The 13,374-nt window shown below is 60.8% G+C and carries 11 protein-coding genes; 7 read left to right on the top strand and 4 right to left on the bottom strand.

The window, feature by feature from the left end; genetic code table 11:
* The first annotated feature begins 12 nt into the window (after positions 1-12).
* A complete protein-coding gene (gene aroE / locus HQ912_RS00840; protein WP_107323188.1) occupies positions 13-834 on the top strand; it encodes a shikimate dehydrogenase in 822 nt (273 codons plus the stop codon).
* Between the two features lie 126 nt (positions 835-960).
* Here the strand turns inward: aroE and HQ912_RS00845 are convergent, their stop codons facing one another.
* From HQ912_RS00845 to betC, 3 genes are all read right to left on the bottom strand, one after another.
* Positions 961-2,529, bottom strand: coding sequence for a SulP family inorganic anion transporter (locus tag HQ912_RS00845; protein ID WP_047229811.1), 1,569 nt, complete (start codon positions 2,527-2,529; stop codon positions 961-963).
* A 183-nt stretch (positions 2,530-2,712) separates the two neighbouring features.
* Positions 2,713-3,630 carry a choline ABC transporter substrate-binding protein gene (gene choX, locus HQ912_RS00850; RefSeq protein ID WP_173406346.1) on the bottom strand — a complete coding sequence of 306 codons (918 nt, stop codon included), beginning with the start codon at positions 3,628-3,630 and terminating at the stop codon, positions 2,713-2,715.
* Between the two features lie 15 nt (positions 3,631-3,645).
* Positions 3,646-5,160, bottom strand: a complete 1,515-nt coding sequence (gene betC / locus HQ912_RS00855) for a choline-sulfatase (protein WP_047229809.1) — start codon at positions 5,158-5,160, stop codon at positions 3,646-3,648.
* Between the two features lie 114 nt (positions 5,161-5,274).
* Between betC and HQ912_RS00860 the strand changes: the two genes are divergently transcribed.
* The gene (locus HQ912_RS00860; protein WP_173406347.1) at positions 5,275-6,225 is read left to right on the top strand and encodes a choline sulfate utilization transcriptional regulator; all 951 of its coding nucleotides are present in this window, start codon (positions 5,275-5,277) and stop codon (positions 6,223-6,225) included.
* A gap of 44 nt (positions 6,226-6,269) precedes the next feature.
* Here the strand turns inward: HQ912_RS00860 and HQ912_RS00865 are convergent, their stop codons facing one another.
* Positions 6,270-6,929, bottom strand: a complete 660-nt coding sequence (locus tag HQ912_RS00865) for an NAD(P)-dependent oxidoreductase (protein WP_047229807.1) — start codon at positions 6,927-6,929, stop codon at positions 6,270-6,272.
* 86 nt (positions 6,930-7,015) lie between these two features.
* On the opposite strand from HQ912_RS00865, the gene HQ912_RS00870 reads away from it, so the two are divergent.
* The 5 genes from HQ912_RS00870 (at position 7,016) to HQ912_RS00890 (ending at position 13,359) form a co-directional block, all read left to right on the top strand.
* Positions 7,016-7,342: a DOPA 4,5-dioxygenase family protein gene (locus tag HQ912_RS00870; protein WP_160891468.1), complete on the top strand. Its 327-nt coding sequence runs from the start codon at positions 7,016-7,018 to the stop codon at positions 7,340-7,342.
* Positions 7,343-7,666: 324 nt separating this feature from the next.
* Positions 7,667-8,974: a CitMHS family transporter gene (locus tag HQ912_RS00875; protein WP_047229805.1), complete on the top strand. Its 1,308-nt coding sequence runs from the start codon at positions 7,667-7,669 to the stop codon at positions 8,972-8,974.
* A 75-nt stretch (positions 8,975-9,049) separates the two neighbouring features.
* The gene (locus tag HQ912_RS00880; RefSeq protein WP_076383142.1) at positions 9,050-9,817 is read left to right on the top strand and encodes a TerC family protein; all 768 of its coding nucleotides are present in this window, start codon (positions 9,050-9,052) and stop codon (positions 9,815-9,817) included.
* 337 nt (positions 9,818-10,154) lie between these two features.
* Positions 10,155-11,813: a Na/Pi cotransporter family protein gene (locus tag HQ912_RS00885; protein WP_047229803.1), complete on the top strand. Its 1,659-nt coding sequence runs from the start codon at positions 10,155-10,157 to the stop codon at positions 11,811-11,813.
* A 172-nt stretch (positions 11,814-11,985) separates the two neighbouring features.
* Positions 11,986-13,359 (top strand): M16 family metallopeptidase, encoded by a 1,374-nt coding sequence (locus HQ912_RS00890; RefSeq protein ID WP_047229802.1) that lies wholly within the window; start codon positions 11,986-11,988, stop codon positions 13,357-13,359.
* The last annotated feature ends 15 nt before the right edge of the window (positions 13,360-13,374 follow it).

The raw sequence follows: 13,374 nt of genomic DNA on the forward strand, positions 1-13,374 counted from the left end.
CGAGGATTATCCATGGACCGCTACGTTGTAATGGGTAACCCGATCGGCCACAGCAAATCGCCGCTGATCCACCGTCTCTTCGCCGAGCAGACCGGGCAAACACTGGACTACAGCACGCTGCTCGCGCCTTTGGACGATTTCGCCGGCTGCGCGCGGGAATTCTTCCGCGAGGGGCGTGGGGCGAATGTCACCGTGCCGTTCAAGGAAGACGCCTTCCGCCTGGCCGACAGCCTGACCGAGCGGGCCCAGCGGGCCGGGGCGGTGAACACTTTGAGCAAGCTGGCCGATGGCCGTCTGTTGGGTGACAACACCGATGGCGCCGGACTGGTACGGGACCTGACCGTCAACGCAGGTTTAAACCTCAAGGGCAAACGCATCCTGTTGCTGGGCGCCGGCGGTGCTGTGCGCGGTGCCTTGGAACCGCTGCTGGCCGAAGCGCCGGCCTCGGTGATCATCGCCAACCGCACGGTGGAAAAAGCCGAGTTGCTGGCCGAGTTGTTCGCGGACCTGGGCCCGGTCTCGGCCAGCGGTTTCGACTGGCTGCAAGAGCCGGTGGACCTGATTATCAACGCCACATCGGCGAGCCTGTCCGGTGATGTACCGCCGATTGCCGCAAGTTTGATCGAGCCCGGCATGACGTTCTGCTACGACATGATGTATGGCAAGGAGCCCACTTCGTTCTGTCGTTGGGCCAGCGAACACGGCGCGGCGGTGGCGATGGATGGCTTGGGCATGCTGGCCGAGCAGGCGGGCGAAGCGTTCTACCTGTGGCGCGGGGTACGCCCGGACACCGCGCCAGTGCTGGCCGAATTGCGGCGCCAGCTCGCACTGTAGGCTACAGACTGTTGTGGCGAGGGGATTTATCCCCGTTGGACTGCGAAGCAGTCCCAAAAAACCAGGGCCGCTGCGCGCCCCAGCGGGGATAAATCCCCTCGCCACAGGGTGCGTCTACCTTAAGCCCTAGTCTTCGAAATGGATCGGACAGTGCTCCGGCCCTTCCAGCTTCTTCAACTCTTCCACCACATGGGGCCTGGCCCTGCGCAACGTCAGGCTGCGCCCTTGGGTGCGCAAGCGCCGGGCTTCCTGGTGCAGCATTTCCACGCCGGAGTAGTCGATGAAGTTGATCTGCTGGGCATCGATCACCACCCGTTGTGCCTGCAACCGTTGCAGACGCACTTGCAGGTAATGGCTGGCACCAAAAAAGATCGAACCGCCAACCCGCAGGATGTCAGCTTCACCCTCACGGGCGTGTTGCACCCGCGGTTGCGAGGTGCGCTTGAGGTAGAAGAACAGCGACGCCAGCACGCCGGCATAGATAGCGGTTTGCAGCTCCAGCAGCAGCGTGGCCAGGCAAGTGAGGCTCATCACCACGAATTCGGCGCGACTCACGCGAAACAACGCCCGGACGCCGCGATAATCCACCAGCCCCCAGGCGATCAACAGGATGCTGCCGGCCATGGCCGGTATCGGAATGTGCGAAATCAGCTTGGCACCGGTTACCGCAAACAAGGCCACCCACAGTGCCGAGAAAACCCCGGCCAGGGGCGAGCAAGCGCCGGCTTCATAGCTGAGGCCGGAACGGGTAAAGGAACCCGCTGACAAGGATCCGGAAAAGAACCCTCCCACAATATTGGAAAGCCCCTGCGCCCTGACCTCTTGGTTCGCATCCAGCAATTGCCCCGAGCGTACCGATAACGAGCGAGCAATGGACAGGCTGGTCACCAACCCGAGCATGCCCACCGCAACCGCGCCGGGCAGCAGGCGCAGGATCAGATCCAGGTCCAGCGGCAGCGCAGAGAACGGCGGCAAGCGCCCGGCAAAGGCGCTGACCAGCGCGACATGCCCGAACATCCCCGGCCACAGCCAGACCACCAGGCTGCTGATGACCAAAGTTATCAACAGGCTCGGCCAGCGCGGCAGCAGCCGTTTGAGCACCACGCCCAGCACCAGCGTGCCCAAACCGAGAAACAGAGAAGGCTTATCCACAGCCTCGATATGACTGACCAACATCAGCAGCCCTTTCAACGCCGTGGCTTCGTTGGGCAGATCAAGACCCACCAGGTTGGGCAACTGCCCCAGGGCGATCACCACCGCCGCGCCCAGGGTGAAACCCAGCACCACCGAGTGTGAGACGAAGTTCACCAGCGCGCCGAAACGCAACAACCCCAGCAGCCACTGGAAAACCCCCGCCAGCACCGTCAGCAACAGGATCAAGGTGACGTAGTCCTGGGTGGCCGGCATGGCCAGGGGACTGACGCTGGCATACAGGACAATGGAAATCGCCGCCGTAGGACCGCAGATCAGGTGCCACGACGAACCCCACAAGCAGGCGATCAGCACCGGCACAATCGCCGCATACAAGCCGTATTCCGGCGGCAGTCCGGCAATCAGGGCGTAGGCAATCGACTGCGGCAACGCGAGAATCGCACCGCTCAGGCCGACGATCAGGTCACGGCCGACACTGGCGCGGGTCTGCCGCGGCAGCCAGCTCAGGAACGGAAAGAGTGAATGGCGGGTGGGCAATGCCATGGGGCCTCAAGGGTGGGGTTTGGCGCAAGAGTATCAGGACAAGGCACCGTTCTCCCTGTGGCGAGGAGATTAATGTGGGAGCAAAGCTTGCTCGCGAAACAGGCAGCTCGGTCTCTGAAAGACCGAGTCGTCTTCATCGCGGGCAAGCCTTGCTCCCACATAGATTCCCTCGCCACATGATTGTCAGAGCTTGGCCTTCACCGCCGCCAACGCATCCTTGCCATCCAGCGTCTTCACACCATCCAGCCATTTATCCAGCACCGCCGGATTCGCCTTGATCCAGGCCTTGGCCGCATCGGCATTGCTGACCTTGTTGTTCACCACCTCGGCCATGATGCTGTTTTCCATTTCCTGGGTGAAACTCAGGTTGGTCAACAGCTTGCCTACGTTCGGGCAGGCCTGTGCATAACCTTTGCGAGTCAATGTATAGACACTGCCCGTGTCGCCAAAATACTTCTCGCCGCCCTTGAGGTAGCGCATTTTCAGTTGCACGTTCATAGGGTGTGGCGTCCAGCCAAGGAAGGTCACGAACTTCTGTTTCCTCACCGCCCGGGAGACTTCCGCGAGCATGGCCTGCTCACTCGATTCCACCAGTTTCCACTCGCCCATGCCGAAATCGTTGGTCTTGATGATTTCCTTCAGGGAGAGGTTGGCCGGGGCGCCGGAGCCGATCCCGTATATCTTCTTGTCGAACTTATCGGCGAACTTGTTCAGGTCAGCGAAGTTATGCACACCGGCATCCCACACGTAATCCGGGACCGCCAGGGTGAATTCGGTGCCGTCCAGGTTCTTGGCCAACTGCGTGACATCGCCAGTGGCCACGAACTTGTCGTAGAACCCTTGCTGCGCCGGCATCCAGTTACCCAGAAATACATCAACCTGGCCGTCCTTGAGGCCGCCGAAGGTGATCGGCACCGCGAGGGTGTCGACCTTGGCCTTGTAGCCCATGCCATCGAGCAGAAAACCCGTGATCGCGTTGGTCGCAGCGATGTCACTCCAACCGGGGTCGGCCATCTTTACCGTCTCGCAGCCTTGCTCGGCCCACGCCGAACTGCTAAGCGCCAACAGCCCAGCGGTCAGTACTGTGGATAACTTTTGCATGTGCTTCCCCTTACGTTATTGGTTTTGGCAGGGTTGTGGATAACGGGCCTTGCGTTCCAGATCGTCGAGGTCAATGTGGTTACGCATGTACTGCTGGCTGGCGTCCACCAGCGGCTGGTGATCCCAGCTCTTGAGTTTGCCCAGGGTCAACGCGTGGGCGACGAAACGTCGACGTCGCTGACTGGCGAGCACCTGTTGGTGAATGGTTGGGATATCCCATTTAGCTCGCGCTTCGGCGAGAAAATCCGCGCACAGGGACTGATGCTCAGCCGATTGGCTAAGGTCCTCCAGTTCTTTGGGGTCATTGCGCAGATCGAACAGCAGGCATGGATCGTCTTCGCTGTAGATGAATTTCCAGGGTCCACGACGGATCATCATCAACGGGCTGATGGTGCCTTCGGCCATGTATTCACCAAAGACCTCGTCATGACCGCCCTGCCCCTGCAGATGGGGCACCAGCGACCGGCCATCCAGCGGCAGTCCGGGCTCAAGCCGGCCACCGGCCAACTCCACCAGGGTCGGCAGCAAGTCGGCAGTGGACACCGCCGCCCCGACCCGCCCGCTGGCGAACTGGCCCGGTGCGCTGATCAGCAAGGGAACGCGAGCCGCCATCTCGAACCAGTGCATTTTGTACCAGAGGCCTTTTTCACCGAGCATGTCTCCATGATCGCCGGAGAACACGATGATCGTGTCGTCCATCAAGCCGGTGTCTTCCAGGGTTTGCAGTAACTTGCCGACGTTGCTGTCAATGTAGCTGCACGCACCGAAGTACGCGCGGCGCGCATCGCGGATCTTATCCACAGGCAGTGGCTTGTCCCACAGGTCATAGACTTTCAACAGGCGCTGGGAATGCGGGTCCAGCTCTGTTTGCCCCGGGGTTTGCGGCAGCGGGATGTCCTTGTCGTCATACATATCCCAAAAGGTCTTGGGAATGGTGTACGGGTCGTGTGGGTGGGTCATGGACACCGTCAGGCAGAACGGCTGGTCGCCATCCTCGCGGATGTGGTCGAACAGATACTGCTGGGCCTTGAACACCACTTCTTCGTCAAAATCCAACTGGTTGGTGCGCACGCACGGACCAGCCTGCAACACCGAAGACATGTTGTGATACCAGCTTGGCCGCACGTCGGGCTCGTCCCAGTTCACGGCCCAGCCGTAATCGGCCGGGTAAATGTCACTGGTCAGGCGTTCTTCGTAGCCATGCAACTGGTCCGGCCCGCAAAAATGCATCTTGCCGGACAGCGCCGTGCGATAACCCAGACGCCGCAGGTAGTGGGCGTACGTCGGGACGTCCGCAGGAAAATCCGCCGCGTTATCGTAGGCGCCGATCTTGCTGGGCAACTGACCGCTCACCAGGGTAAAGCGCGACGGTGCGCAGAGTGGGCTGTTGCAATACGCGGCGTCGAACACCACGCCCTGCTCGGCCAGGCGCGACAGGTTCGGCAGCTTGATCGGCGAAGGACCGTAGATCGGCAACATTGGCGCGGCCATTTGATCGGCCATGATGAAAAGAATGTTCTTGCGCTTCATGTATTCGCGGCATTCCATAGTAAACAGTTATGCGAAATTGCTGCGATTGAGCATGTAGCCCCCGCCTTTATGGGTAAAGCCCACGCAAGGCAATGACTAGGATAAGCACAGCTTATGTATGAAGCCCTGGGTGACCTGTCCCTTGACCTGTTCCGCGCCTTTGAAGCCGCGGCCCGCCACCGCAGCTTTACGGCAGCGGCGATCGAACTGGGCACCACGCAACCGGCCATCAGCCAGCAGATCAAGCGCCTGGAAGAACAACTGGGTACACGGTTGTTCGATCGCATCTATCGCGGCATCGAGCTGACCGAGGCCGGAACAATCCTGTTCGAGCAGGTGCAGGCCGGTTTGCAGAATATCGACGCAGGATTGAGCGCGATCACCGCCCATGACCAGCATGAGGTGCTGCAAGTGGCCACCGATTTTGCGTTTGCCGCCTATTGGCTGATGCCCCGCTTGCATCGGTTTCACGCCGCCAACCCAAAGGTGGACGTCAGCCTGGTGACCAGCGAACGCAATCACAACATGCTGCGCACGGATATCGACGTTGCGGTGCTATTTGGAGACGGTCGCTTCAAACAAGGCGAAAGTCGCTGGCTTTTCAGCGAAGAAGTCTTTCCCGTGTGCAGCCCGCTGTTGCTCAAGGAACGCTCCCTGCCCTTGTCGGCTCAAGCCTTGTCGGAGTTCCCGCTCCTGCATTTGCGCGGGGAAAACAGTAGCCATTGGTTCGATTGGAGTGGCGTTTTCCGTGAGCTGGGCATTACCTCACCCCCGGCGCCCGGGCAGTTGCGGTTCGACAACTACACCTTGCTCATCCAGGCGGCGATTGGCGGTCAGGGCGTTGCCATCGGTTGGCGATACCTTGTGGATAACTTATTGGCCCAAGGGCTGCTGTGCCGTCCGGTCGCTGAAACAGTGTTGTCGCGGTCAGGGTATTACGTGGTCTTGCCCCAGCGTAAACGGCGCGGGGTATTGATCAGGCAGTTTGTGGACTGGTTGATGGAGGAGCAGGCCAACAGCGCCGAATCGCTCACGGGGTTGGCCTTGCCTTCCATTGCGGTGTAACCAGCCCTCCCCTGCGCCAACTCGGGAGACGGCGACCGCACAGGCTAATCGGCGGCGACAAAACTGACATGCTGGCCCACATGCAGGTTCAAGCGCAGCTCATCGGCAATGCCGACGGCCACACGGCCAAGCCGCTCCAGTGATTCGGCCATGCCGGCCTCCAGGCTGGTGCTGACCTGGCTGAAGTGCTCGATGCTCAAACCGGGCGTTGCGTAGGGTGAGTCAATCAGGGTCCATTGCAACGTGCTGTTGTTCAGGGCGTCGAGGACTTCTTCGGCGGCATGGCGCTGCAATACATCGTCTGCCGGCTCCTCGTCGAGCACGGCGAAATCGCCCACCAGAAACAGCCGGGAAATACTCGCCGCCTCCATCCCGGCGATCAGCGCATCCACCGCCAACACCTGCTCCACGGGACCGGGAATGAGCGTGCGCTCCACGTGCTCGCTGTTCATCGGCAACCCTGGAGCGTTCAACAGACACACCACGGCATTGGCGCCGGCCACGCTTTGCTTGACCCGCTGGGGATCGTAGAGGTCGCCGGTCTTGGCCCGCAGGCCGGGGCGCGGCGCCAGGGCCGTAAGGTCGTCGAGAACAGCGATGACTTCGTGCTGGCGCCGCAGCATTTCAGCCATCAACGCACTGCCGAGGCTACTCATGGCACCATAGAGCACCACTTTGGTGACCGGGGTTTCGGCATTTTTCATGGCTGTTTTTCCTTTTTTGTCCCGCATGTAAAGGCTCTGACCCGCGGGAGACAACCTCGGTTCGGCCAGTTTTCGAGGAGAAGCACATGCAGCGGATCAAGGGCTACCACGCCCATGTCTATTTCGACGCCAACACCATCGACCAGGCGCGGGCACTGTGCGAGGAAGCAACGCGACTGTTTGGGCTGAAAATGGGCCGTATCCACCAACGCCCAGTCGGGCCGCACCCGGACTGGAGCTGCCAATTGGCGTTCGATCCACAGCACATCGGCGTGGTCTTGCCGTGGCTGGCGCTCAATCGCAAAGGCCTGGTGATATTTCTTCACCCGGACACCGGCGACGACCTGACGGACCACACCGAGCATGCGATCTGGATGGGCGCGGTGCGGCCGTTGGATCTTTCGGTGTTTTGATTTATCGGTGGAGCGCAGATTGTCTGTGGGAACAAAGCTTGCTCCTACAGGTAAGCCTTGCCCTACAGAAAAACTCCATTACAGCGGCGAAAGGTGGCTGAAAGCTTGCGCGATTAGGATCGCCCCCACTACCGGCAACAGACCGGTGGCCAGAAGCGAGCGGCTAAGGCTCGTTAGGCCCTTTTAACAACAACAATGGTGATTCTGATGTCCGCTGCTACCCGCCCCGCTGAACCCACTCCCTCCGTCCGTCCCGTGCTTTGCATTCTGCGCTGACCTGTTCGGTCTGCCTTTGCCCGTCGCGCCACGCCTGGAGTATTTCCTATGCTGACTTTCCTTGGCTTTGCCATGGTCATCACGTTCATGTTCCTGATCATGACCAAGCGCCTGTCCGCGCTGATTGCCCTGATCATCATCCCGATCCTGTTCGCTCTGTTCGGTGGTTTTGCACCGAAGATCGGTCCGATGATGCTCGAAGGCATCACCAAGCTTGCCCCGACCGGGGTGATGCTGATGTTCGCGATTCTTTATTTTGCCCTGATGATCGACTCCGGCCTGTTCGACCCGGCCGTGCGCAAGATCCTCAAGCTGGTCAAGGGCGACCCGTTGAAAGTTTCGGTCGGCACCGCCGTTCTGGCGCTCGTCGTTTCCCTCGATGGTGACGGCGCGACCACTTATATGATCTGCGTGGCCGCCATGCTGCCGCTCTACAGCCGCATCGGCATGAGCCCACGGATCATGGCCGGCCTGATCATTCTCGCCGGTGGCGTGATGAACATGACCCCCTGGGGCGGCCCGACGGCCCGTGCAGCCAGCGCGCTGCATGTCGATCCGTCCGACATCTTCGTTCCGATGATTCCTGCGATGCTCGCGGGTGTAGCGGCGATCCTGGCGATTTCCTACATGTACGGTAAACGCGAGCGCGCCCGTCTGGGTGAATTGCACCTCGCCGGTGATGACATCGACCACAGCGAAATCAGCGTTTCCCAGTTCCCGGACGCCCGTCGTCCGAAGCTGATCTGGTTCAACGGTGCGTTGACCCTGGGCCTGATGTGCACGCTGATCGCCGGCCTGTTACCGCTGCCGGTGCTGTTCATGGTGGCGTTCAGTATCGCGATGATCGTCAACTACCCTTGCCTGCAACAGCAGAAAGACCGCGTTGCGGCCCATGCCGGCAGCGTATTGGCGGTGGTCGGTTTGATTTTCGCGGCGGGTATCTTCACCGGCATCCTGTCCGGGACCGGCATGGTCGACGCCATGTCCAAGAGCCTGCTGGCGGTGATCCCGGATTTCCTGGGCCCATACCTGGCAGTGATTACCGCGCTGGCGAGCATGCCGTTCACCTTCTTCATGTCGAACGATGCGTTTTATTACGGGGTGTTACCGGTCATGGCCGAAGCGGCCAGCCATTACGGCATCACTGCCGTTGAAATGGCCCGCGCCTCGATTGTTGGCCAGCCCGTCCACCTGCTGAGCCCACTGGTTCCATCGACTTACCTGCTGGTGGCCCTGGCGGGGATCGAGTTTGGCGATCACCAACGCTTCACCTTGAAGTGGGCAGTATTGGTTTGCCTGTGCATAATGTTTGCCGCCTTGCTGATGGGGATTTTTCCGCTGTTCAGCACTCTATAAAAGCAATGCCCGCTGCGTCGCCCCTTTGGATAATCGAAGGCGCGGCGCGGCCCAACACTCGCTAAAGGAACTCACATGGAATGGCTGACCAACCCGGAAATCTGGGTTGCCTTCTTCACCCTGACCGCCCTGGAAATTGTCCTGGGCATCGATAACATCATCATGATCTCGATCCTGGTCAGCCGCATGCCCAAGCACATGCAGGCACGCACCCGGATCTTCGGTCTGGCCCTGGCCATGATCACGCGGATCCTGTTGCTGCTGTCCATCACCTGGGTCATGCGCCTGACCGCCGACCTGTTCGAAGTGTTCGGCCAGGGCATTTCCGGTCGTGACCTGATCCTGTTCTTCGGTGGCTTGTTCCTGCTGTGGAAAAGCTCCCAGGAGATGTACCACGCGCTGGAAGGCGAAGACGAAACCGGCGAGACGCCTGCGGGCACGGGCGGCAGCTTCATCTACACCATCGTCCAGATCGCGATCATCGACATCGTGTTCTCCCTGGATTCGGTGATCACCGCCGTGGGCATGGTCTCCCATGTACCGGTGATGGTCGCGGCAATCGTCGTGGCGGTGCTGGTGATGATGCTGGCGGCGGGCACCATCAGCTCGTTCATCGACAAGCACCCGTCGCTGAAGATGCTGGCGCTGTCGTTCCTGCTGGTGGTCGGTACCGTGCTGATCGCTGAGTCCCTGGACGTGCACGTGCCAAAAGGCTACGTCTACTTCGCCATGGCCTTCTCTCTGGCGGTCGAAGCGTTCAACATCAAGATGCGCACTGCCATGGCGCGCAAGCGCAAGCAGCAGGATCCGGTAAAACTGCGTAAGGATATGCCAGGCCAGTAAGCGGCACAGGGCAATGAACGAAGGGGCTTTCGAGCCCCTTTTTCATGCCTGCCGGAAAGTAACTGGATGCAAAACCTGTGGGAGCGAGCCTGCTCGCGATGAGGCCACAACATTCAACATCTTCATTGGCTAACAGACCGCTATCGCGAGCAGGCTCGCTCCCACTGGGTTTCGTGGGGTCTTTGGTCAATGGCTTTTTATGACAGTTTTGTTTCAAACCCGTCTTTAGCTGTGCAATGCTGGCGCTCGAACCGTTGGCCAACTACAGCTTAAGTACAACGAAGAAAAATGTGGCACCGTCAATTGGTCCCTTTGGGACGCTAACAGGGGGCTTCTCATGCTGACCCTGCTGAACTTGCTCTCCGCCGTGGCCCTGCTGATCTGGGGCACGCACATCGTCCGTACCGGCATTCTGCGGGTCTATGGCACGAACCTGCGCCATGTCATTGGCCAAAACATGTCCAAGCGCTGGCTGGCGTTCGTCGCAGGCATCATGGTCACTGCCATGGTCCAGAGCAGCAACGCCACAGCCATGCTCGTCACCTCATTCGTCGGCCAGGGCCTGATGGCACTGACCCCTGCCCTGGCGACCATGCTCGGCGCCGATGTCGGCACGGCGCTGATGGCGCGGGTACTGACCCTGGATCTGTCCTGGTTATCGCCCCTGCTGATTTTCCTCGGGGTGATTTTTTTCCTGTCGCGCAAACAGACCCGCCTGGGGCAAATGGGCCGGGTCGGCATCGGCTTGGGCTTGATCATCCTGGCGCTGCAATTGATTGTCGAAGCCGCCGCGCCCATCACCCAGGCCCAGGGCGTGAAAGTTATCTTTGCCTCGCTGACCGGCGACATCCTGCTCGATGCGCTGGTGGGTGCGCTGTTCGCGATGATCTCCTATTCCAGCCTCGCCGCCGTGCTGTTGACCGCGACACTGGCCGGCGCAGCGGTAATCAGTCTGCCGGTGGCCATCGGCCTGGTGATCGGCGCCAACATCGGCAGCGGCGTGCTGGCCTTTCTCAGCACCAGCATGCAGAACGCCGCCGGCCGCCAGGTGGCGCTGGGCAGCCTGCTGTACAAGTTGATCGGCCTGTTGTTGATCATTCCAGTGCTCGATCCGTTGGTGGGCTGGTTGGACGGCCTGGATTTCAGCCACCAGGAAACGGTGATCGGTTTTCACCTGCTCTACAACACCGTGCGCTGCCTGGTGCTGCTGCCCAGCGTCGGGCCGATGGCCAGGCTGTGTGCCTGGCTGCTGCCGGAGCGTCCTGACACCAACGGCACGGCCAAGCCACGCCACCTGGACCTCACCGCCCTCGCCACGCCGAGCCTGGCCCTGGCGAATGCTGCCCGGGAAACCCTGCGCATCGGTGATCTGATCGAAACCATGCTCGAAGCCATGCTCGACGTACTGCGCGGCGGGCAGACCGCAGTCACCCAACAAGTACGGAGCATGGGCGATGACGTCGAGGCGCTGTGCAGCGCCATCAAGCTGTATATGGCCCAAATGCCCCGTGAGGACCTCAGTGAACAGGACAGCCGCCGCTGGGCGGAAATCATTGAGCTGGCGATCAACCTGAAGCTGGCCAGCGACCTCATCGAACGCATGTTGCGCAAGGTCCAGCAACAGAAAACCGCGCAACGTCGGTCCTTTTCCGAGGTTGGCCTGGAAGAGTTGGCGACACTGCACAGCCAGTTGATCGCCAATCTGCGGCTGGGATTGTCGGTGTTCCTCAGTGCCGATCCCGAGAGCGCCCGTCAGCTGTTGCGTGAGAAACGTCGCTTTCGAGCGCAGGAAAGACGACTGGCCCACGCACACGTCAGCCGTCTACAGCGAAAAATCGTACAAAGCATCGAGACCAGTTCCCTGCACTTAGAACTGATCGCCGACATGAAACGCCTCAACTCGCTGTTCTGCGGCAGCGCCTACGTGGTGCTGGGGACTTCCGAGACAGGTGCGCTCGCGGTTGATGAAATTTCCGACGTCACCCATTCGCCTTGAACGACTGGCGCATTGCTCAGTCAGTAAGATTGGCCTGGGCTTAAACCATTCGCACGCAAGCCGGCCCCACGTCGCCATGGAGATCCATTGGGTTCGAGGTGGGGCGCGAAGTTGCCTGCGATGACGGCCTGCCCGGCACATGGACCTCCAATCAGCCGCCAGGAAGCTCGCTATGCGTTGTCTGTTGCTCGCCGTTCTTTTGCTCGGTTCACTGCCGTCGGTCGCGCTGGATCGATTCCAGGTCGAGGGGTATGTGCTGCCCAACGGTATGCAACTGCTGCTCAAGCCGGGCAGCGAGCGCGGGCATGTGGCGATCCGGCTGGTAGTGGGCGTGGGACTGGACGACTTCAACTGCGCCGACAAGGAACTGCCCCACCTGCTTGAGCATTTGCTGTTCAGCGGTGTCGATGACGGCGGCGAAGGCGGGCTGGAAGAGCGTATGCAGGCGCTGGGCGGCGAGTGGAACGCCTTCACGAGCAACGCCGACACCACGTTCGTCATCGAGGCACCGGCGCGCAATCAACGCAAGGTCCTGGACCTGTTGATCGCCCTGCTGACTCGTACCCGCATCGACGACAACGCCCTGCAGGCGGCCAAACGTGTGGTGGAACGCGAGGATGGCGGCCACTACACCCATCTGCAACGCTGGCTCGATCATCAGGACCTGGGCCACAAGGCGGGCAATCAATTGGCAGTGGAATTGGGTCTGCGCTGTGCCGAACGCGCCGAAGTCGGGCACCTCACCCTTGCCAGGATCGAGCAGGCACGCAAGGCCTGGTATGCACCGAACAACATGACGCTGATCGTGGTCGGCGACCTGGACCGGTTGCTACCGGCCTATCTGGAGCGGACCTTCGGCGAACTGGAGCCGGTCGAGCCCAGCGCTCACGCAGCGTTACCGCAGATCCGCTACAGCGCGGTCACCAAGCGCAACCTGATGCGCGGCCTGGTGGGCAATAGCGCCAAGCTTCATTGGCTGTTTCCGGAGCCGGTGCTGGAACAGCAACACGACGAAACCTTCGACCTGCTCAAGGACTATCTGGACTGGGCGCTCTATCGCCAGCTGCGCCTGGCCCGCAGCCTGTCCTACGGGCCGTGGGTGGAGCGAGAGGTGTTTGGCGGCGTTGGCTTCTTCAGCCTGAACGCGGACCTGGCCCGTGATGACCTGCCCCAGGCCGAGCAGGCGCTGGAGCAAATGCGCACCACGTTGCTCAAGGATGGCCTCGACCCGGAGAGTTTCGTGCGCATCAAACGCGCCGCCATCGCCCATCAGTCGTGGGCGGTTCAAGGCAACAGCGCACTGGCCGATTACTATTGGGGTGCCCTTGGCGATTACGACGACGGCCGCTTCACCAATCCGGCCGTGCGCCTTCAGGCGGTGAGCCTGGAACAGGCCAACCAGGCCCTGCGTGAACTGCTCAAGGACCCGGGCTACCTGCGCATCGAGAAACCCATGCTCGGCGACGATGAGCTGGTTTGGGGCGTGGCCGGGCTGCTGGGGTTGCTGTTGGTCCTGGTCGGGTGGAGATTGCGTCGCAGGGCTTAGAGCGCTCGTCACATC

The organism is Pseudomonas sp. MPDS (genome assembly GCF_013283895.1).
GTDB lineage: Bacteria > Pseudomonadota > Gammaproteobacteria > Pseudomonadales > Pseudomonadaceae > Aquipseudomonas > Aquipseudomonas rhizophila.